Annotated in this window: 19 protein-coding genes; 16 read left to right on the top strand and 3 right to left on the bottom strand. The window is 68.2% G+C overall.

All coding sequences use genetic code 11. The features are described from left to right. Window positions 1–122: 122 nt before the first annotated feature. The 5 genes from ACIP6N_RS19120 to ACIP6N_RS19100 all read left to right on the top strand — a co-directional run bounded on the left by ACIP6N_RS19120 (window position 123) and on the right by ACIP6N_RS19100 (window position 3,071). On the top strand, window positions 123–647 hold the full coding sequence (locus ACIP6N_RS19120; protein ID WP_401817005.1) for a DUF6879 family protein: 525 nt from the start codon (window positions 123–125) through the stop codon (window positions 645–647). A gap of 18 nt (window positions 648–665) precedes the next feature. Further along, complete coding sequence (locus ACIP6N_RS19115) at window positions 666–1,514, top strand: helix-turn-helix transcriptional regulator (protein ID WP_362193979.1); 849 nt, start codon at window positions 666–668, stop codon at window positions 1,512–1,514. A 303-nt stretch (window positions 1,515–1,817) separates the two neighbouring features. Further along, on the top strand, window positions 1,818–2,030 hold the full coding sequence (locus ACIP6N_RS19110; protein ID WP_401817004.1) for a hypothetical protein: 213 nt from the start codon (window positions 1,818–1,820) through the stop codon (window positions 2,028–2,030). Between the two features lie 271 nt (window positions 2,031–2,301). Next, window positions 2,302–2,526 carry a DUF397 domain-containing protein gene (locus ACIP6N_RS19105; protein ID WP_401817002.1) on the top strand — a complete coding sequence of 75 codons (225 nt, stop codon included), beginning with the start codon at window positions 2,302–2,304 and terminating at the stop codon, window positions 2,524–2,526. An 80-nt stretch (window positions 2,527–2,606) separates the two neighbouring features. Beyond that, window positions 2,607–3,071, top strand: coding sequence for a hypothetical protein (locus ACIP6N_RS19100; RefSeq protein WP_136230792.1), 465 nt, complete (start codon window positions 2,607–2,609; stop codon window positions 3,069–3,071). Window positions 3,072–3,133: 62 nt separating this feature from the next. On the opposite strand, the gene ACIP6N_RS19095 is transcribed toward ACIP6N_RS19100, so the two are convergent. Next, window positions 3,134–3,967, bottom strand: coding sequence for a recombinase family protein (locus ACIP6N_RS19095; RefSeq protein ID WP_401817001.1), 834 nt, complete (start codon window positions 3,965–3,967; stop codon window positions 3,134–3,136). A 162-nt stretch (window positions 3,968–4,129) separates the two neighbouring features. On the opposite strand from ACIP6N_RS19095, the gene ACIP6N_RS19090 reads away from it, so the two are divergent. After that, window positions 4,130–4,720 carry a hypothetical protein gene (locus ACIP6N_RS19090; RefSeq protein WP_401816999.1) on the top strand — a complete coding sequence of 197 codons (591 nt, stop codon included), beginning with the start codon at window positions 4,130–4,132 and terminating at the stop codon, window positions 4,718–4,720. A 582-nt stretch (window positions 4,721–5,302) separates the two neighbouring features. Here ACIP6N_RS19090 and ACIP6N_RS19085 read toward each other — a convergent pair. Then, entirely contained in the window at window positions 5,303–5,662 is a 360-nt protein-coding gene (locus ACIP6N_RS19085) for a hypothetical protein (RefSeq protein ID WP_401816998.1), read from the bottom strand. 407 nt (window positions 5,663–6,069) lie between these two features. Next, a complete protein-coding gene (locus tag ACIP6N_RS19080) occupies window positions 6,070–7,644 on the bottom strand; it encodes a recombinase family protein (RefSeq protein WP_401816997.1) in 1,575 nt (524 codons plus the stop codon). A 423-nt stretch (window positions 7,645–8,067) separates the two neighbouring features. Here ACIP6N_RS19080 and ACIP6N_RS19075 point away from each other — a divergent pair, with 423 nt between their 5' ends. The 10 genes from ACIP6N_RS19075 to ACIP6N_RS19030 all read left to right on the top strand — a co-directional run bounded on the left by ACIP6N_RS19075 (window position 8,068) and on the right by ACIP6N_RS19030 (window position 19,307). Beyond that, the gene (locus ACIP6N_RS19075; protein WP_401816996.1) at window positions 8,068–8,259 is read left to right on the top strand and encodes a hypothetical protein; all 192 of its coding nucleotides are present in this window, start codon (window positions 8,068–8,070) and stop codon (window positions 8,257–8,259) included. Next, the gene (locus tag ACIP6N_RS19070) at window positions 8,243–8,767 is read left to right on the top strand and encodes a DUF6879 family protein (protein ID WP_401816995.1); all 525 of its coding nucleotides are present in this window, start codon (window positions 8,243–8,245) and stop codon (window positions 8,765–8,767) included. Before ACIP6N_RS19075 ends, ACIP6N_RS19070 begins: the two co-directional genes overlap by 17 nt. Then, complete coding sequence (locus ACIP6N_RS19065) at window positions 8,743–9,594, top strand: helix-turn-helix domain-containing protein (RefSeq protein ID WP_401816994.1); 852 nt, start codon at window positions 8,743–8,745, stop codon at window positions 9,592–9,594. Before ACIP6N_RS19070 ends, ACIP6N_RS19065 begins: the two co-directional genes overlap by 25 nt. A gap of 428 nt (window positions 9,595–10,022) precedes the next feature. Beyond that, the gene (locus ACIP6N_RS19060; protein ID WP_401817375.1) at window positions 10,023–10,481 is read left to right on the top strand and encodes an NUDIX domain-containing protein; all 459 of its coding nucleotides are present in this window, start codon (window positions 10,023–10,025) and stop codon (window positions 10,479–10,481) included. Between the two features lie 35 nt (window positions 10,482–10,516). Further along, window positions 10,517–11,305 carry a hypothetical protein gene (locus tag ACIP6N_RS19055; RefSeq protein WP_401816993.1) on the top strand — a complete coding sequence of 263 codons (789 nt, stop codon included), beginning with the start codon at window positions 10,517–10,519 and terminating at the stop codon, window positions 11,303–11,305. A gap of 95 nt (window positions 11,306–11,400) precedes the next feature. Continuing rightward, window positions 11,401–11,658, top strand: a complete 258-nt coding sequence (locus ACIP6N_RS19050; RefSeq protein WP_401816992.1) for a hypothetical protein — start codon at window positions 11,401–11,403, stop codon at window positions 11,656–11,658. Between the two features lie 208 nt (window positions 11,659–11,866). Further along, the gene (locus ACIP6N_RS19045; protein ID WP_401816991.1) at window positions 11,867–12,400 is read left to right on the top strand and encodes a GNAT family N-acetyltransferase; all 534 of its coding nucleotides are present in this window, start codon (window positions 11,867–11,869) and stop codon (window positions 12,398–12,400) included. 15 nt (window positions 12,401–12,415) lie between these two features. Further along, window positions 12,416–14,074 (top strand): hypothetical protein, encoded by a 1,659-nt coding sequence (locus tag ACIP6N_RS19040; RefSeq protein ID WP_401816990.1) that lies wholly within the window; start codon window positions 12,416–12,418, stop codon window positions 14,072–14,074. A gap of 118 nt (window positions 14,075–14,192) precedes the next feature. Further along, window positions 14,193–14,975, top strand: a complete 783-nt coding sequence (locus ACIP6N_RS19035) for a TIGR03936 family radical SAM-associated protein (protein WP_401816989.1) — start codon at window positions 14,193–14,195, stop codon at window positions 14,973–14,975. Between the two features lie 237 nt (window positions 14,976–15,212). Beyond that, window positions 15,213–19,307, top strand: coding sequence for a ribonuclease E/G (locus tag ACIP6N_RS19030; protein ID WP_401816988.1), 4,095 nt, complete (start codon window positions 15,213–15,215; stop codon window positions 19,305–19,307). Window positions 19,308–19,600 lie beyond the last annotated feature (293 nt).

Genomic DNA, 19,600 nt, shown 5'->3' with positions numbered 1-19,600 from the left:
CCAGGGGTGGACGGCAGACGAGCGGACCACGGGCGAGAGCTCGCGGGATGTGTCGATCCCCAGGCATGAGTCGGTGATCAGGGTTCCGAAGCGGATGATCCCGCTTCTCAGGGAGGCGCTCCGTGTCGCAGAGTCTGACTGACTTCTCTGACCTCATCAGGTCAGTGCGGGAGTCAGCCGTGCATCTTGAGATGCGCGACACGTACGGAGTCGAGAACGAGATCGAAGGATTCGCTGCATGGAAGCAAGGACGCCGGCTCGACCCGGAGGACCAGGGTTCGTGGTGGCGTCCGTGGCTCGACCTCGTTCAGGAGGTCACGGCCAAGGGTGTGGTCATCCGACGTGCCCGCATCGTCTCGGAGCCGGTCAGCGATTACATCGCCTTCGAGCACTCGGGCACCTTCACGAACGTGGCTGCCGGGGAGCAGATCCGTTGGCTGCCCCGTCGCGACGCCTCGGACCTCGCCCTACCGGGCAACGACTTCTGGTTGTTCGACGGACGCCTTGTCCAGTTCAACGTCTTCGATGGGGTCGGCCGGTGGGTCCACACTGACCAGACGGAAGACCCTGCCGTAGTTGCGCGGTGCGCGTCGGCGTTCGAAGCGGTGTGGGAGCGAGCCATCCCGCACGAGAAGTTCGCCGTCTGATTCCTGACCGGTCAGCTCATGCCTTCCTCTCCACTTTCCAGCGCCCAAGCGGCACGAGCCGCTGTGGCTGCCCGCTTGCAGGGCCTCATGCAAGACGCTGGCCTGACGGGGCATGAGCTGGCCGCTCGGTGCGGCTGGCACAAGTCGAAGTCATCCCGGATCGCGCGGGGCAAGACGCCACCCTCGGACGCAGACATCCGTGCCTGGTGCGCTGCCTGCGGAGCCGACGATCACGCGGCCGATCTGATCGCTGCGTCCCGAAACGCAGAGTCGATGTACGTCGAGTGGCGACAGATCCACCGTGACGGGATGCGGCGAGTTCATGAGCAGACTGTCCCGCTGTACCAGCGGACCCGCTCCTTTCGCGTGTACGCCTCGAACGTCATGCCGGGGATGCTCCAGACCCCCGGCTACGCGACAGGGCTTCTCCGGTCCATCACAGCCTTCCAGGGAACCCCGGACGACGTGGCCGACGCCGTGCAGGCTCGGACCCAACGGTCCCGCGTGATCCGGGAAGGAGATCATCGGTTCGCCCTGGTGCTCGAAGAGACGGTTCTCTACTACCGGGTGAGCGACGATGCCGCGATGGCGGCCCAGCTTGAACACGTGCTCTCGGTGATGGGGCAGCCGAACGTATCCCTCGGCATCATCCCCGCACGGGCCCGCCGTACCGTCTGGCCGCTCGAAGCCTTCTACGCCTTCGACGACCGACAGGTGGCGGTGGAGACCCTCACCGCAGAGATCAACCTGACCACGCCCGGCGAGATCCGTACATACCTTCGAGCCTTCTCCGAGCTGTCCCGATCCGCCGTTCGCGGAGCCGAAGCCCGCGCCTTGATCACGAAGGCGCTCGCTGCCCTCGGGTGAATCCGTGCAACCGCGTGCAACAGCGTGGACCCCTCACAACCCCGCTCCCTACGGTCTGTTCATCGACCTCGGAAGCGACAGGGAGGGCGCGACGGTGACGACGACGGAACCCACGCGGTGGCAGGAAGCACCGGTAGAGCTGCCGATTCGGGAGGAGCGCCCTGCGCCCCGTCCTGTGCCCGGCTGCCCGGAGTGCGCGCGGCTCGGTCAGCTCCGTAAGGCAGCCGGAATGGAGCGCGACAGCACCACGGTCGCTGACTGCAACATCCTGCTTCGGATGCACGGGACCGGTCACTGATGGACATGCAGACGTGGAGGGACGCCAGGACTCAGGCGACGGACGCGACGGAGTCCATACGTGCGGCACTCGCCGCGCTCGGAGTTCCCGAGTCCGCGTGGAGCAGCGTCCGGCCCGTGGTGACGCACACCGGGCAGGCGTACGTCCATCTCGGGATGATCCGCGCTGATGCGGTCGAGCAGATCGCCGAGGCACTGCGGGTGCCCTCGGCTTACTGAGCCATCACAGAATCCTGTCACCGCTGCCCTCCGGCGGGAGGCAGGTAGTCCCCCGATTGACAAGCCGTCGAGCAGAGGCAGACGTGCCTCGTCTGGGTGGACGTGCCCAGGTTCCGGCCCAGTCCGCTCCTTGACTGGAGTGCCGCCCTGGGCGGTGAGGGTAACCGCTTCGGGCCCCGGGAAACCGAAGCACCCATCGACTCCCGCCCATCACGGGCGGGGTGCAGCCGGCACTCGCCCGGCTGTGAAGCAGATCAGGAAGGGCACAACGATGACCGACCTGTACGGGCTCCCCATGGAGGGAGCCGAGTTCTCGAAGGCATGCGGCGGCAGTACCCACCCGGACGGCGAGGCGTGCGTGACCCTCGCGAAGATCGGGCCGGACGCATGGGCCATGGGCGACAGCAAGCGCCCGAACGCCGAGCCGCTGCGCTTCACCACGGCCGAGCTGGACGCGGCGGGTATCGACCTCGCCCGCTTCGACCTTTCCGCCTGATTCACGGCACCACCTGAACTGACGGCCCCGCCCTCACGCCGACGGGCGGGGCCGTCGTCATCCCTCGGAACGGAGCAGCGGTGCACCACCACGGTTACGCATGGGTGGGGGAGAAGAAGACGTTCGACAGGGAGAGCGTCCGCAGACCGGCCGGACAGGCCCCGACCGCAAGCAGCGAGATGGAGGTACATGACCGGTACCGAGAAGCCGTGGCCGTGTTCCCGACCACCGACGTGCCCCCGATCCAAACGGCGCACTGGCTCATGAAACCGCCCTCGATGATCCGAGGGACGTGGGAGGAACCCAAGGAAGCCGGTGAGTGGCTCGGCCTTCAGCTCGCAGAGTTCGCCCCCCGATTCGCGTCTGAAGAGGATCGGGAAGTGACCAGGTTGGTTCTCCTGGTGAAGGGTGCAGTCGAGCGGCTCACATGGGGAGGAGATGTGTCCCTCGGCCACTACCTGAAGGGCACGGTCTTCCACTCGGTCGCCCTTGTGACGTGCTCGCCGAACCGCGCTGCTCCCGACCTGTCCTGTCCCGCCCGGTAGGCCACGCATGACAGCGGCCCCGACGTATGCTGAGGGCCTGTCTGCGTCCGTGTGCGCCTGTCTCAGGCGCCCTGTTCGAGGTGGCGGTACAACGTGGCGCGGCCGATTCCCAGGGCCTTGGCGATGGCTGTGACGCTGTCTCCCTTGGCGTGCCGGGCACGGGCTACGGCGAGCTTGTCGTCATCCAGGACCGACGGACGCCCACCGACGTTGCCCTTACGTGCCGCAGCCTCCAACCCCTCCAACGTCTTCTCTCGGATGCCTTCCCGCTCGACCTCTGCACTGACGGCGAGCACGGCGAACACGATGGCACCTGCCCCGTTCGGGTCGTACACACCCTGAAGGGGACCGGACAGGAGTTCCAGTTGGATGCCGTCCGCCTGAAGGGTGGAGGACAGTGTCATCAGCTCTGCCGCACTGCGGGCAAGACGCTTCATCTCGACCACGGTCAGGATGACCGGCTGATTCGGTGCGGCTGCCTTGATCTCCCGTGCCAGCGTGAGCGCCTTCTCAAGCTCCGGCCGCTCCTTCACCCGGGTACTGATCTTCTCGGAGAACACGCGGGTGCAGTCGGCACGGGCAAGCATGTCCAACTGAGACTGAAGCTCCTGTCCAACGGTTGAGCAACGGGCGTAGCCCAGCCGGATCGCTGCGCCCGGTATCGCGTCAGACACCTGTGTGACGGGAGCGCCCTGCGTCCAGACCTTCCCCGGGTTGCGGTCGGCCGGAGTCCTCACGGTCAGTTCCGCCTTGAGCGCGGGCACCAGGGCGAAACGGCCCGTGTGGTAGTTCGCTGCCACCTTGCCCGTGGTCGTGCGGCAGGGGCTACCGGCGGGGGCTTCGCACTTCGGGCAGGAGTGGCGTTCGACCTGTGCGGCCGGGGTATTCGTGGTCACGACGAGACCGTCTCACAAACGTGTCCCGAAAGCCAGTCCTGAAGGAGATGTTTCGGGACGGGTTACGAGACATTCGAGCTTGGGCGAAACGGACACGCCCAGAGTCTGGCCCGCCCGTCCCGAAAACGAAGGTTTGTGAGACGCCCCGGTACGCTCTTCGGCATGTCTGACGAAGCGGTCCTGCCAAGCCATCTCGATGGGCTTCCGATCCTCCGATCGGACGAGGAGATGGAGGAGGTGCAACAACGCATGTCTCTCCTGGTGGGCGAGGTGGCCCGGGAGAGTGCTGCGCTGGAGTACTACCTGCGCAAACTCATGACCTGCCTCATCGACAGCAAGTACGCCGAGGTTGTGGCTGCGGGGCTTGGAGCACATGAGCTGATCGATACGTGTACGGCACTCGTGAAGATCAACCGGGAGATCACGGAAGCGCAGCGCACCGAGTGCCGCTCCAGACTCGCGACCCTCAAGCCCTTGCTCGCCCGACGAAACCACTTGGTCCACGGCATGTGGTCGCCTGAGCGTGTGCCGGAGACTGAGCCGCTACCCAGCGCGGCGTGGGCGCTTGTCAGCAAGAGGCGCACGGCCGCGGCCTCCATCGAGATCTCCTACGAAGAAGCGGAAACCTTGGCCTACGAGTTGAATCGGGCAGGCTCCGGAGTCTTCGACTGGATCTGCCGCTCTCTTCTTGTGCAACTGAGGAGAGAGCAGGCAACCGAGCCCCCCGAGGAGGCGAACGGGGGTGGGGTATGACCCCTTGGCGGGCAAGTCCGGACCGCCATGTCTTGGCGGCCAAGATCGCGCCACGGTTTCAGACCCCGTCAGGCAGTGGCGGAGTGAGGCAACGGCGAAGAAGTCGCAGGTAGGAGGGCTGCGCCCGGCTTAGCCGGCGCTCAGGGACTGCACAAGAGTGAGGCTTTTTCGGGGCTTGCCGTTTGTTGCTTCCCGTTGTGGCCGCGTAGCGGCCCTTGCCGAGCGCCTTGCCTTGGGCCTTGGGAGTGGGGCGCGGTAGCGCCCCCACGTGGCCAGCTCCCTGGTCTTCCTGATGTCGGTCCCTTCGGGGCCGCTCTGCGAAGTGCCTTCCGGTTGTGCGGCCGGAGGCCGCGCCTGTCGCTTGGTTCTCTTCGCCGCTGCCCTTGTGACTGGGGGCGCTGCGCGCCCTACTTCTCCTTGCCGCTGACGTACGTGGCTTCCTTCTGTCGGCCCCTACGGGGCCGCGCTGTGAGGCCAAAAGCTGTGAGGCCAAAAAGACAAGAGAAGGCGCGAACGTTTTCGCAGGTGAGATGCCGTCTCGGTACACGCGGGGCGTGTGCTGGCTACACGCGAGGGATGTATTCACCGATCGAGGTGCACGCGGCACGGCACGGGTGCGCCCTTCCTCTTCTGGAAGATGTGAGAGGGGAGGACAAGACATGCGGCCCCCGATCGGGGCGAGACAAGCTCCAGCTCCCTGGCGCGGGTCAGGGCGTTGTTCGTACTTTGGTCGGACAGGGGCTTGCCCTCCTTGCCCAGCAGTGCGGCGAGCTTGCCGGGGCCGAAGCTTGCGTGTCCGTGGCGGTCGGCCCAACCGAGGGCCGCGAAGTGGATGCGGTAGGCGAGTTGGTGTCGGGGGTCTTGGGCCATGCGCTGGTACTCGCGCTGAGAGACCCCGCCCCACGGGCGGCCGGGGCCGAAGTTGATGGTGCTCGTGCTCATCGGCTCGGAACCTCCGTGCCGCCACAGTCGTGAGTCTCTCCGTCAGCGAGAGGCGATTCGCACGCCTCACAGGTCCAGACGATTTCGATCGTGATGTTCAAGGGGTGGCGACCTCCCGGCGGCGGCCGAGGGCAGCGCGTAGCTGTACCTCGGCGGGTGAGTGGAAGTCGCGCAGTACCGTCCTGCGCTTCGGGGCGCCCTCGGCTTCCCCTGCCAGCCCCTTGGGATGGCGGCCCCTCACGGAGTGGCCAGCTCTACCGGCGTCACACGACGGGAGCTACGGTGTCCGCTCCTCGAAGGAACGGGAGGATCTTCTTACACGGCCGGTGGCTCGGTCGTCAACCGTGCCGGCAGAGCCCCCGCCCCTCGCGTCCCAGTAGGGGAGTCAGGGCGGGGGCATGACTGCGTCAGAGCTTGGCGGCGAACTCGTCGCTCTTGATGACGAGACGCTCTTGCACGTCACGAGGGATCTTCAGCCTCAGGTGCACGGACGGAGCGCGCATGCCCTTGACCCTGGTCCGAGTCACCTCGCATGTGACGCCCACGCGGCGCAGATCCTCGGCCATGGCTTCCATGCCGCCGGACTCCCACACTTCGCGGAACGTCTTCCCGTTGTGGACGAGCGTCCAACGGTCCTGCGTGGTCTCGGGGTCGATCGTGCTCAGCTCGTCGGTCAGCTTGTCGAGCGTCTTCTCCGCCTGCTCCTGAGTGAACCGCGTCTTCGTGTACCGACCTCCCGGTTCAAGGCCCGTCATGTAGTAGGCGATGGCCTCTTCGAGCCGCTTCACCTCGGCCCGAGCCTCCGCCCCCTGCGCGTACTCCCGAACCTGTACGGGGAAGTCGCCGAGGACTCTGAGCACGTCGTTCACGAGCACGTCGTACACACCCTGTGGATCGGGTGCGCCGAACCCTCCGCTCTTGCACTTCTGGCACCGGAGGTACTGGTACTGGCCGAACTTGTTGGTCGTGACATGCACGGTCATGTTCGACGTGCAGTCGACACAGGTGAGGACTCCCAGGAACTGCGTCGCGCCGTGCGTCTGGCGCTGGGGTTGGTACTTGCCGCGCCGGTCGATGGCCTCCTGGAGTTCGTCGTACTCCTCCTTGGTGAAGATGGGTTCGGCCACCCTGATCGGCTTGCCGTCGTGCCCGAGTATCAGCTTCGAGCGGCGTACGCCGCCGTTCTTGTTCTCCTCCACCCGGTAGCCCATGAGCGCCGGGTTACGAAGGCGCCGGAGGAGAGTCGAGGTAGTGAGCCCTGGGGACATGAGCCCGGAGCGGACAAGGCACAGAGCCATGCGCCGGGCGGATACGCCGCGAAGGGCCATGCGGCGAGCCCAGTGCAGCGCCTTGTATGCGTTCGGCTCGATGGCGAGGGACGGCTTGCCGTTCTTCTTCGTGGTGACGAAGCCGTACGCAGGCTTGCCGACGAACCACGCGTCCTGAGTCCGCGTGTAGTCCCACAGCGACGCGACCCGGGTCGACGTATTCGCCGCCTCGATCTCGGCGATGCCTCCGATGAGAGTGACCATCATCCGGCCCACCGTCGATTCGAGGTCGATGCTGTCGTTCTTCGAGACGAGGTTCTTCCCGTACCGCTCGCACCACTCGATCATGGTCGAGAGGTCCGACATACGGCGGATGAACCGGTCGAGCTTCCAGAAGAGAAGGACATCGAACTCCGGGGCTCGGTTGTTGAGCCACTCGCCAAGCTCCTTCCGCTTCCACGGCGGAACCTTCGTTGCCGACACGTTGAGGTCAGAGGCGACGCCGACCACGCGGCACCCCTTCTCTCTGGCCAGGAGGCGGAGGTCAAGCTCCTGCCGTACCGGCGACGTGGTGTCCTCTGTAAGAACGGACAGGCGGATGGACAGCAGGGCGCGCGGAGCGTCCGCAGGGAGAAGGGCCTCCGCCTTCTTCAGCTCCTCCAAGAGGGCCAGGTCTGAGGCAGTCCACTCGGTCTCGGCGGCATACGTCTTCATGGGCCGGAGCGTATGTGTGGATATACCCATGTGTCCATCTGCCCGCAGATGGACACGGAGATCCAGATCGGCCCGACGGGAAAGAAGCTTCTGCCGCTGACGGTCGTCAAGTAGGCGCAGCGACAAGCGGAGATGCCGTCCGGCGGACGGCAGAGACGCTTGTGGAGCGGGTGTAGTGCAAGAAGGCGTCCGGGCCGGTCCCGGACGCCTTCTGCGTGTCCCGCAACTGCGGTTGGTATGCGGTCCGGTCCGAGTCCCGGGGCCCCTTGGCATGGCTCGGTGGCCGCGAAGGTTTCCGACGCACGGCAGTCTGAGAGCGCAGGGCGGTTTCCTGTTCTGGAAAACCGAACCCCTTGCCCTGCCCTCGTGATGGTCGGGAGCATGGGGGCGCAACACCTGACGACCGCGACCAGGGGGTAAGGCGTGAAGGTTCGAAAGCTGGTCACGACCTGTGAGCACGGAGACTGCCCGACGCTTTATGCGACGGACAGGGGCACGTTCCTGGTGCAGGGGGACGTGCCGGCCGACCACGGCCTGGATATTCCGGCACACGAAACCCTGGTCGAGATCCCTATGGAACTTGTGCGGAAGGCGATTCGTGATCAGCTCATCTAGCAACCTGGCAGAGCGCTTCAAGACTTTCGAGAGGGAAGCTTTCCGGCTGGAGATCCTCGACAATTACAACATCCCGTCGAGTGCCGAGAGCCTGCGTGCTTTCCTGGCGGGTGAGCCGCAGCCGGCGGACTACAACGCCGGGTGGGTAGAGACAGTGCGCACCGCTACCCAGGCGGGGAAGCGCATGTACCGAGTGCACATCGTGACTCGTCCACTGACGGACTATCTCCGGTATGAACTTGGTTGGGGGTACACCAAGAACATGGCCGGAGGGGAGGAGTTTTTCATCCTCGATGTCACGGAGAGCCCCAACCCGTTGAGTGAAGCGCCGGACTTCTGGCTGTTCGATGAGGCTGCGCCTGTCGTAATGGACTATGACGAGAACGGTACTTTCCGCGGGCCTGATTTTCGGCCGACCGAAACGGCTTCGGAGTTCGTCCGCTATCGGGATACGGCGCTGGCTCATGCCGAGCCGTTCGCCGCATGGTGGGCAAAGCACGGCGGGTGAACAGGACGGAACTCGGTGCGGCGCTGCGGGCGCTTCGGTTGGCATCCGGCAAGGAGGCCAAGGCTATAGCCCGTAGTGCTGTCATGTCCAATCCCAAGCTGTCGAAGATCGAGAACGGCCGTGTGGCCCCGACGGTGGTGGATGTGGAACACATTCTGACTGCCCTGGAGGTGTCGCCGGAGGTCAAGGCTGAGTACATGGCTGCGGCCCGCGCGCAGGCCACGGAAGCGACTGCTTGGCGACTGTTCAGGCGCATGGGACTTCATCGGAAACAGGAACAGATCCGGGCGCTTGAAGAATCGATGAAACTCCTTCGGCTTTTCCAGCCTTCCCTGGTCCCTGGCCTCTTGCAGACTCCCGAGTACATGCGTGCGATTCTGGGCAGAAAGGGGCTGAGTGAGGATCAGCTGTCGCGAACTGCGGGTGCGAGGATCGAGCGTCAGGCGGTCCTGTATGACATGAGCAAGACCATGCGGTTCGTCATCACGGAACCGGTACTGCACTGGCGTATTCTTCCGCCCCTCATGATGGCTGGACAGTTGGACCGGATCGTTTCTGTCTCTCGCCTGCCGAACATTGATGTTCGTGTTGTTCCTCTGCGTTGTCCGCAGCAGGATGTGCCCGGGCACTCTTTTGTTATTCGAGACGATCGCATGGTCACCATTGAGACAACTCACGCCGAGGTAATCGTTACCGATTCCCGGGACGTTTCTCTCTACATCGACAAGTTCGATCGCTTCGCGTCCGCATCGCTTACCGGTGACAGCATGCGATCGGTGCTGACGGACCTCCGGGATGGATTCTTGCGCGAACGGGAAACCGGCTAGATCGCGCCAGCGCCACGCGACACCATTGCCTTCCGGAAGACAGCGGAACGGGAAGGCGCTCGGCGTGAGCGAAAAACAGACGGCCATGACCGGACCGGAACACCTGCCCCTTCCCCATCCGCCGCCGAAACCGGCGGTGGGATGTGGTGTCTGCGATGCCCTGGCGATACAGCGACAGGCCGCACGGGACAGGGGCGATCTTTCGGCCGCGACGGATGCCGACGTGGAGATCAGGAACCACCCGCACAAGACCCGGCGGTCGAGGTGACACGGTCGGTGATGCGGTTCGTGAAGCACCGGATCACCGGCACCCGGACCCTGGCGTGACGGGCGGATGTCGCCGACGGCGCTGACGGCGCATTTGGGCAAGCCTGGAAGGTGAGCCATTGTGAACCGCACGTGACACACCATCAGAAAGCAGGATGTCCATGCTCAATCGCCTCATCGCCTGCCTTTGGCGCGTCATCCGCGGGCCGATGCAGTGGCGTGTCCTGTGGTTCGCGCATGCCAAATTCATGGTTGGTGTGACCGGGGTCGTCAGAGACGGCGACGGTCGTGTACTGCTTCTCCGACACCGGATGTGGCCCCAGGACCGCCCCTGGGGACTGCCCACCGGCTATGCCGTCAAGGGCGAAGAATTACCGCTCACCATCGTCCGCGAAGTCAAAGAGGAAACGGGACTGGACGTCGAACCCGGTCGGCTCGTGGGCCTCAAGAGCGGCTACAAACTCCGGGTGGAAGTGGCCTACGAGGTCACGCACGTCGGAGGCACTCTCAAGATCGATACGTTCGAGATCCTGGAGGCACAGTGGTTCTCCCCGGACTCCCTACCCCAAGGGGTACAGGAATCGCATCTGCTCTTGATCCACGGCAAGGAACCCGCCTGACAGACACCACGCTTCTCGCCCCCAATGAGACGCTGGTGGAAGGAGACGGGGGCCACCGGCTGCTCGACGCCCTCGTGGAACTCCGCACCGCACCCGGCGCGGTCACTTCTGAGCACCACCCCGAGCACTGCTTCCGGCCTCTGCCGCTGGTCCTCGGGAGCTGGTGCACCGCCGGCATCGACATCACCGCCTTTCACCGGGGCCTCGATCTTCTGCGGCCCCGGTACGCGGCCCTCGGCCTGCGCCGTCTTCTCCCTCTGGACCGCGTTCTGATCGGCGCCCGCTCCGCGCGGCCGGGGGCCTTCGGCGGCTTCCATCACCCCAACCAGGGCTACCGGCACCTTCAGATGGTCTCCGTCATCACCGTGTTCGGCGACATGACCGAAGCGCTGCCGACCACCCCCGATCTGGCGCTCCTCGACCTCCTGCGCGCCTATGCTCACGACTGCCTGCACTACGGCTCGTACCGCAGATACGCCCTGCGCGACGGCCAGATCTACCGCAGCCAGTACGGCATCAACTACCGCCGTCCCGGCCGGACCTACTCATCCGCCGACCGCCCGGACACCGCCGAAACGCGGAACCTGGGCGTCGTCATGGAGGGTGCCTGTGACCGTGAAGCTCGCCGCCTGACTGGGCACATCGCCACACTGCTCGGCACGCACTGCACCGAGGGGCCTGAGGGGTACGCCTCATTCGGGCAGCGAACGACGCGGTGGCCTACTACGACTCCGGTGAGGAGCGCGCCAACGCGTTCGACCTTGCCCACGTGGCAGCGCGCGGTGCCATCGAAGACGCCAAGGCGGCAGGAAACGACCTCGTAGCAGCCTCCGGAGTCGGCGGCATGTGCTGGCTGCTCGTACGGACTCGGCAACTGCCGGCACAAACGGGCGACCGACTACCGCCCGAAGGCGGCAGGATGAACTCCCCAGCAGGCGGCCGGCGCCGGGCACCCCAGGCGGGTCCGGGCGGGCTGTGCGCGGGGATGGTCGTCTACGACCGTACGTACGACATGGTCGGGGTCGTGGACAACTTCGTCGGGCCGCTCGTCAGTCTGTCGCGTCCCACCGGTCTCACCTGGCAGAGCCGTTGGGCGTCCGTCCGGCAGGGACCGAATACGAGAAGCGCCAACTGCGAGCGATCGGTGCTCTGCACCGCACACGCCACAAGGGGTTGAGGTCTCGATGAGGGCGGCGTCAGGCGGTGGCATTGCGAAGAGGGAGCACGGCATCACGCGGTTCCTCTCGTGGCCACTTTTGGTTGCTTCCTACGCTCGGGCAACGCGGGAAGTGGCCCGGCTCAAGGCGTAGGCGCAAGGAAAGAGAGCCCCGGGCCGACGTGTGATTGCGGTGGCTGGGGCCGGTGGGGCGCGGCACAATGGGGCGATGCCGCAACTGACCGTCCCTGACGTCCGGGTTCATCCCTCCTTTCTTGCCGCGATGGAGGAGTTCGTGGGCGAGGACATGGACAACCGGTCGCTGCTCGCCCATGAGATGGCGATGTACGCCGATACCTGGCACAAGCCCGAGGTCTTCTCCGCGTACGTGGCCAGGCTGCGTGCCGAGAGCCTGGAGGAGACGCCGCGGGTGGAGGGCTGGGTGCCGGGGACCACGCTCTGGTACGTCGAAGACGACACGTTCCTCGGGCGCCTGACGATCCGGCACCGGCTCACCCCGTTCCTGCGTGAGCTGGGCGGTCACATCGGTTACGCCGTACGTCCCACCGCCCGCAGGCAGGGCCACGCGACTGCCATGCTCGGCGCGTCCCTGCCGGTCGCGCGCGGGCTCGGGATCGAGTCCGTCCTCGTTACGTGTGACACCACCAACACACCTTCACGGAAGGTGATCGAGGCGGCCGGCGGGGTACTTGAGGATCAGCGGGGCGGCAAGCTCCGTTTCTGGATCCGAACGGACGTCTGAGGCGTCCTGGCAGACATGGACCTCGAAAACCTCGAAGAGGAGCAGGAGAAGCCGCCCCGGCCATACGGGTATCAAGGGGCCGGGGATCGGTGGGACGGGGATCGTCCGTACGGGAATCATCAGGCGCCTTCGGGGTACGAAGCCGGTGACGGTTGTCTGACCACGGCCGTCAGGATTCCGGTGCGGATCGTCGTGGTCCTTGTTGTGCTGCCCGTGCGCATGGCGTGGGACGTACTCGTCGCGGCCGCCAGGGCGCTCGACAGAGTGGCGCTGCGGCCGCTCGGTCGTGCGCTGACCTGGCTCGGCCGGGTGCTGTTCGTCATTCCGCTGGTCTGGGCGTACGCGGCGCTGCTCACTCCGCTCGGTCATGCCCTGGTGTGGCTGGGAGCGGCTGTTTTCGTGTGGCCGTGGGTGGCGTTGTGGCGGTACGTGGTGGTGCCCGTGGTGCGGTACGGCCTCGTGGTGCCGGTGGTGTGGGTGTACCGCAGTGTGTTCACCCCCGTGGGTCACGGCATCGTGTGGCTGGGCCGGGCTGTCGGTGGTTTTTCCGTGTGGATCGCACGGGCCGTCGGTCACGGCATCGCGTGGCTGGGCCGGGTCATTGGTCGCGGCTTTCTCTTGTTCGGCCGCACTGTCGGCGGCTTTTTCGCCTGGGCCGGCCGCGCTCTCGGGCACGGCGCTGCCTGGATCGGTCGCTGCGCCGCCCGGCTCGGCAGGGCTGTCGGGCACCTTTTCGGCCGGCTGTACACGACGGTGCTCACGCCGGTGGGACGCCTTCTGCTGTGGCTGGGAGCGGCTGTTTTCGTGTGGCCGTGGGTGGTGTTGTGGCGGTACGTCGTGGTGCCCGTGGTGCGGTACGGGCTGGTGATGCCACTGCTGTGGGTCTACCGAACACTCCTCACACCGCTGGGCCATGGCATCGCGTGGCTGGTGACCGGTGTCGCGCGCGGTGTGTCGGCTGCCGTCCGCGCGCTTCTCGCCGCCGTGGCCGTGCTGGTGACCGTTGTGCTGGTGGTGCCGGTCCGCTGGATGTGGCGGCGGATTCTGGTACCGGTCGGGCGCGAGATCGGCGCCGCGGTCGGCTTCGGCTGGCGTATCGCGGGCTACCTCTCACGGGCTGCCGGCCGTGCGCTCGGAGCTGTGGGCCGCGCTGTGGGGCGCGGACTGGGCCGGCTCGGCCGTGGTGTGGGGCGTGGGTGGGGCGCGCTCCGCCGTGCGGCCGGCCGTGTGCTCGGAGCCGTCGGACGCGCGTTCAGCCGGTTCGGCCGTGCCGTCGGAAGCGCGTTCACCCGGTTCGGCCGAGCTGTAGGACGTGCGCTCCGCCGGGTCGGCCGGAATCTGATCGGCCGTCCCGCTCGCCGGGTTTATCTGAGCGTTCTCACGCCTATGGGGCACGTGCTGCGCGACGGCGGCTGGAGGCCGGTCAAGGAAGCCGCCGCCGAGGCCGGACGTGCGGCGCGCGAGGCGATGCGCGCCGCACGGGCCACGGTCAGGCAGGCGCGCAAGGAGGCATGGCGCGCGCTGATCGGGGCTCCGCGTATTCCGGAGCCCCGGGAACCCCACGTTCCGGAGCCTCGGGAACCTCAGGATGACCTGGCGCGTACTCTGGGTAGTACAACGACTGTCCCCGATGCGGTCTCCGCATCCGAGATCTCCCTGCGGAAGCAGGGCTGAACCGGGCCCGGGGCCCCACCAGAACGTCGAGGGCGGCGCGTCACCGCGTACCGCTCCGCACGGAGGAGAAGAACCACTGGGCAAGCGACAGCCCGAAGGCCCGCCGCCCGCACCCACGGTGCAGCGCATCAGGCTGCGCTACACCAAGCGCGGCCGCCTCCGGTTCACCAGTCACCGCGACTTCCAGCGCGCTTTCGAGCGGGCGCTGCGCCGAGCCGAGGTGCCCATGGCCTACTCGGCCGGTTTCACACCGCATCCGAAGGTGTCGTACGCCAATGCCGCCCCCACCGGCACGGGCAGTGAGGCCGAGTTCCTGGAGATCGGCCTCGCGGAAGTGTGCGACCCCGACAAGCTGCGCCTGCTGCTCGACGAGTCGCTGCCCACGGGCCTCGACATCATCGACGCCGTCGAGGCGCACACGTCAGGACTCGCCGACCGGCTGACCGCTTCCGTGTGGGAGCTGCGGCTGGAGGGCGTCGAGGTCGAGGAAACGCGACACGCGGTGTCGGCGTTCCTCTCGGCGGAGACCGTGGAGGTCCAGCGCCGTACCAAGAACGGGATGCGGAGTTTCGACGCCCGCGCCGCGGTCACGGACCTCCAGGTGTCTCATCCACAGGCTGATAGGCCCGGAGACGGGCCCTGTGCGATACTGCGATTGGTTGTGCGGCACGTAACACCCGCCGTTCGACCCGACGACGTCCTGTCCGGTCTCCAAGCCGTGGCCGACCTGGCGCCGCCGGTCCCCGCAGCGGTGACCAGGCTGGCGCAGGGGCTTTTCGACGAAGAGTCCGGCAGTGTGACCGACCCGCTCGCGCCCGACCGCGAGGCAGTCCAGGCCGGCCTGACCAAGGCCGCAGGACCCGCCGCCGCGAAGGCGCCGGAAGGTGCAGGTCCCGCGTAGGACGGTCGTCGCAGCGCAGCCCTGGTACGCGGGAGCCACCTGGGTCGGGCGGCGCGCTGACCGACTCCACAAGACTTTCGCCAGGCCGTACGTACAACGCGTAGGGAACCGGCGAGCCAGACATAACAGCTCCCGTGCGGCGCCCGCGCCCCGGACGGCGGCATTCGCGCATCGCGCGGCCGCAACCGGACCGGAATCAGGCGTGGCGCCCGGGAGCGTGACGGGAGAACCGCCCGCATGAGCGAGCCCAACGAACCCGGTACGACCGGGCAGACGAACAGCGAAGACAACAACTCACCCAGCGATACGCTGCCGCCGCGCCGCAGGCGCCGCGCCGCGTCCCGCCCCGCGGGTCCGCCCGTGGCGGCCACGGGCGGCGAGGCCCCGGACGCCGGGAGCCTCACCCAGAGCACCGTCAAGGCCGCGCCGGCCGAGAGCATCGGGGCGACAGCGGCGACGGAAGAGCCCGCGCCGCCGCGTGCGCGCCGCCGTGCGACCCGAAAGACCGCGGCTCCCGAGCCCGTCGCCGCTCCTGAGACGGTCGTGGAGCCCGTGGCCGAGCCGGTCCAGGCCGCAGCGGCCCCGGCTGCCGAGGAAGCGGCGCCCGCCGCCCGTCCGCGCCGCCGTGCGACCCGCAGGGCCACCGCGCCCGCCGGTGCGCCGGAGGCCGAGGAGATCGCGCGGAGCGTCGTGGAGGCGCCCGCGACCGTGGTTCCCGAGGCCGTGGCGCCCGGGGCAGCCGCGTCCGAGGAGCCCGCGCCGCCGCGTACGCGGCGCCGTGCGACCCGTAAGACCGCAGCCCCCGAGCCCGTCGCCGCGCCGGAGACGGGCGCCGAGACCGCCACCGAGACGGTCGCGGAGCCGGCCGCCGCGCCGGTCGAGGCCGCCGCCCCCGTCGCCGAGGAGGCCGCGCCCGCCGCGCGTCCGCGTCGCCGCGCCACCCGCAGGGCCACCGCGCCCGCCGGTGCGCCGCAGGCCGACAGCGTGAGCACGGCCGGTGAGAGCCTGCCGCAGGACTCCGTCGCGCAGATCGCGGCCGACGCCCCCGAGGTCGAGGCCGCCGAGAAGGCCGCCACCCGCGGTCGCACCCGCCGCAGGGCGACTTCCCCCGAATTCGCCGCCGGCACGACGAAGGCCGAGCCCGCCGCCAAGGCCGCTCCCGAGCCCGCCGCCAAGGCCGCTCCCGAGCCCGCCACCAAGGCCGCTCCCGAGCCCGCCGCCGCCAAGGCCGCCGAGGCGCCCGAGCGCTCGCGCCGCCGTGGTGGCAGGCCCGCCGTCGCCGTCTTCCAGGCGCCGGTCTTCACCGAGCCGATGTTCCAGACCCCGGAGACGGCCGCCGCGATGGCAGCCGCCGCCGGACCCGTGGACGACACGTACGACGACGTCGACGCCGAGGACGAGCAGGAGAGCGCGGCCGCGCCCGAGCCGGCCGCCGCCCCCGAGCCCACCGGCCGCCGCAGCAGGCGCCGCCGTCGCGGTGAGCCGGCCGCCGAGCCGGCCGAGGCCGTGGCCGCTCCGGCGGAGACGGTGCCGCAGACACCCGCCGACGAGCCCGAGGTCGAGTCCGCCTCCGAGGCCGAGCAGAGCGGGGACGACGACTCCGACGAGTACGAGGACCGTCCTTCGCGCCGCCGCCGCCGTGGCGGCCGCCGCCGTCGCCGTGGCGAGTCCGCGGAGTCGGACGACTCCACGGACGAGCAGTCGGACGAGCGGTCCGAGCGGTCGGACCGGGCCGACAGCGCCGCCGAGGACGCGGAGCAGGCCGACGAAGAGGACGGCGACGACGAGGAGCACGGCCACGCCGACAGTTCCTCCGGCGCCGGTTCCGCGAGCAGCCGCCGCCGCAGGCGCCGTCGCCGTCGCAGTGGTGACGGCGGTTCCGAGGCCGAGAACGGCGGGGACGACCCGGAGCGTACGGTCGTCAAGGTCCGTGAGCCGCGCAAGAAGGAAGTGCGCGCGGAGCGCGAGCACCAGAGCACCAGCTCCGACGAGGTGCAGTCCATCAAGGGCTCGACGCGCCTGGAGGCCAAGAAGCAGCGGCGCCGTGAGGGCCGCGAGCAGGGCCGCCGCCGCGTGCCGATCATCACCGAGGCCGAGTTCCTGGCCCGCCGTGAGGCCGTCGAGCGCGTGATGATCGTCCGTCAGAACGGCGAGCGCACCCAGATCGGCGTCCTCGAGGACAACGTGCTCGTCGAGCACTACGTCAACAAGGAACAGGCCACCAGCTACGTCGGCAACGTCTACCTCGGCAAGGTGCAGAACGTACTGCCGTCCATGGAGGCCGCGTTCGTCGACATCGGCAAGGGCCGCAACGCGGTCCTGTACGCCGGTGAGGTCAACTTCGAGGCGCTGGGCATGGCCAACGGCCCCCGCCGTATCGAGACCGCGCTCAAGTCCGGCCAGTCGGTGCTCGTCCAGGTCACGAAGGACCCGATCGGCCACAAGGGCGCGCGCCTGACCAGTCAGGTGTCGCTGCCCGGCCGCTACCTGGTCTACGTGCCCGAGGGCTCGATGACCGGCATCAGCCGCAAGCTGCCCGACACCGAGCGTGCCCGGCTGAAGACGATCCTCAAGAAGATCGTCCCCGAGGACGCGGGCGTGATCGTCCGTACCGCCGCGGAGGGCGCCAGCGAGGACGAGCTGCGCCGCGACGTCGAGCGGTTGCAGGGTCAGTGGGAGGACATCAAGAAGAAGACGAAGGGCGGCGGCAACGCCCCGACGCTTCTCTACGGTGAGCCCGACATGACGGTCCGGGTGGTCCGCGACATCTTCAACGAGGACTTCACGAAGGTCATCGTCAGCGGCGACGAGGCGTGGGAGACCATTCACAGCTACGTCGCGAACGTCGCGCCCGACCTCAAGGACCGGCTGACGCGCTGGACCAGCGAGGTGGACGTCTTCGCGACGTACCGCATCGACGAGCAGCTGATGAAGGCGCTCGACCGCAAGGTCTGGCTGCCGAGCGGCGGTTCGCTGGTCATCGACAAGACCGAGGCCATGATCGTGGTCGACGTCAACACCGGGAAGTTCACCGGCCAGGGCGGCAACCTCGAAGAGACCGTCACCAGGAACAACCTGGAGGCGGCCGAGGAGATCGTGCGTCAGCTGCGGCTGCGCGACCTGGGCGGCATCGTCGTCATCGACTTCATCGACATGGTGCTGGAGTCCAACCGGGACCTGGTGCTGCGGCGTCTGCTGGAGTGCCTGGGCCGCGACCGTACGAAGCACCAGGTCGCCGAGGTCACGTCGCTGGGTCTGGTCCAGATGACCAGGAAGCGGGTCGGGCAGGGGCTGTTGGAGTCCTTCTCCGAATCCTGTGTGCACTGCAACGGGCGTGGTGTGATCGTCCACATGGAGATGCCCACGGCATCCGGTGGCGGTGGCAACGGCAAGCGCGCGAAGAAGCGCGGCCGTGGCGCGTCCGGCACGGACCACACGCATGACCACGAGCACGAGTACGCCGACACCGAGGTGACGGAGTCCGAGGCCGAGTCCGAGTCCGAGGACGAACTCGCCGCCGAGGTGGCCGCGCCCGTCGCGCTGGCCGAGCCGGAGTTCGAGCCGGACGAGGAGCTGTACAGCAGCGTCGCGGAGGCCGAGGCGTCCGTACGGGGCCGTGGCCGCCGCAGGGCGTCGCGCAAGGCGTCGGCACCGGCCGGTACGCCGAAGGCCGTCGAGCCCGGGGCAGCCGAGGCGGAGGCCGTGGTGGTGGCGCCCGTCGCCGAGCCGCAGGCCGAGGCCCCGGTGACGGAGGCCCCCGCAGCGGCTGAGCCCGTCGAGGCTCCCGTCGAGGAGGCGGCCCCCAAGGGCCGTACCCGCCGTCGGGCCACGCGCAAGGCGACGGCGCCCGCCGGTTCGCCGAAGGCGGCCGACACGGAGGCGGCGGCCGAGGTCGTCGTCCCCGTGGCGGCGGAGCCGGTGGCCGTGCCCGAGCCGGCCGAGGCCCCGGTGGCCGAGGAGGCACCCGTCGCGGCGCCGCCGCGTGCGCGCCGCAGGGCGACCCGTAAGGTCACCGCGCCCGCGGGCTCGCCCTCGGGCACCGAGGACACGGCGGTCGTCGTGGTCGCGGCGGCGAAGGCTCAGGAGGCCACTGAGGCCGCCCGGGACGACGCGGGCAGCGACGTGGAGACGGACGCCGCACCGGCCAAGAAGGCGGTGCGCAAGGTCGCCAAGAAGGCCCCGGCGAAGAAGGCCGCGGCGAAGAAGACGACCACCGCCAAGAAGACCGCGGCGAAGAAGACGACGGCCAAGAAGGCGGTCAAGTCGGCGAAGAAGACCGTCGCGGCGGAGCAGCAGGACCCGTCCACGGTCACGGCCTCCACGGAGGACTGACCGGCGGGCCTCCGCGGAGGCCCGTGACAGCACGTGTACGACAGCGGCCGCCGGCCGGTCCCGGGACTCCGGAACCGGCCGGCGGCCGTCGTACGTCCGTCGCTCTCCCACGCGGTACGGGTGTGCCGCCCCGGGCTGGTTTGACCCCTTGTACAGCGGGCCCGTACTCTAAACCTTCGGCGTGTTTGTATGCGCGCCCACTCCTGAGCACCCACCTCCCGGATCGTCGGGGGAGGCCGCTCGTCCTTCAGGACCGTCACGGGCCCCGGCCCGTGCGAACGGCTGGCATCAGG

The sequence above is a fragment of the Streptomyces sp. NPDC088725 genome, assembly GCF_044751305.1.
GTDB lineage: Bacteria > Actinomycetota > Actinomycetes > Streptomycetales > Streptomycetaceae > Streptomyces.
Note: the sequence above shows the minus strand (reverse complement) of the source record. Positions and strands in the feature narration are given on the sequence as shown.

What these genes read in the sequence shown, in the direction of transcription:
- ACIP6N_RS19060 (WP_401817375.1), top strand. Translation starts at nt 10,023, where the DNA reads ATGCTCAATCGCCTCATCGCCTGCCTTTGGCGCGTCATCCGCGGGCCG.
- ACIP6N_RS19090 (WP_401816999.1), top strand. Translation starts at nt 4,130, where the DNA reads ATGTCTGACGAAGCGGTCCTGCCAAGCCATCTCGATGGGCTTCCGATC.
- ACIP6N_RS19080 (WP_401816997.1), bottom strand. Translation starts at nt 7,644, where the DNA reads ATGAAGACGTATGCCGCCGAGACCGAGTGGACTGCCTCAGACCTGGCC.
- ACIP6N_RS19040 (WP_401816990.1), top strand. Translation starts at nt 12,416, where the DNA reads ATGGACCTCGAAAACCTCGAAGAGGAGCAGGAGAAGCCGCCCCGGCCA.
- ACIP6N_RS19030 (WP_401816988.1), top strand. Translation starts at nt 15,213, where the DNA reads ATGAGCGAGCCCAACGAACCCGGTACGACCGGGCAGACGAACAGCGAA.
- ACIP6N_RS19065 (WP_401816994.1), top strand. Translation starts at nt 8,743, where the DNA reads ATGGTGGGCAAAGCACGGCGGGTGAACAGGACGGAACTCGGTGCGGCG.
- ACIP6N_RS19115 (WP_362193979.1), top strand. Translation starts at nt 666, where the DNA reads ATGCCTTCCTCTCCACTTTCCAGCGCCCAAGCGGCACGAGCCGCTGTG.
- ACIP6N_RS19050 (WP_401816992.1), top strand. Translation starts at nt 11,401, where the DNA reads ATGAACTCCCCAGCAGGCGGCCGGCGCCGGGCACCCCAGGCGGGTCCG.
- ACIP6N_RS19085 (WP_401816998.1), bottom strand. Translation starts at nt 5,662, where the DNA reads ATGAGCACGAGCACCATCAACTTCGGCCCCGGCCGCCCGTGGGGCGGG.
- ACIP6N_RS19045 (WP_401816991.1), top strand. Translation starts at nt 11,867, where the DNA reads ATGCCGCAACTGACCGTCCCTGACGTCCGGGTTCATCCCTCCTTTCTT.
- ACIP6N_RS19110 (WP_401817004.1), top strand. Translation starts at nt 1,818, where the DNA reads ATGCAGACGTGGAGGGACGCCAGGACTCAGGCGACGGACGCGACGGAG.
- ACIP6N_RS19105 (WP_401817002.1), top strand. Translation starts at nt 2,302, where the DNA reads ATGACCGACCTGTACGGGCTCCCCATGGAGGGAGCCGAGTTCTCGAAG.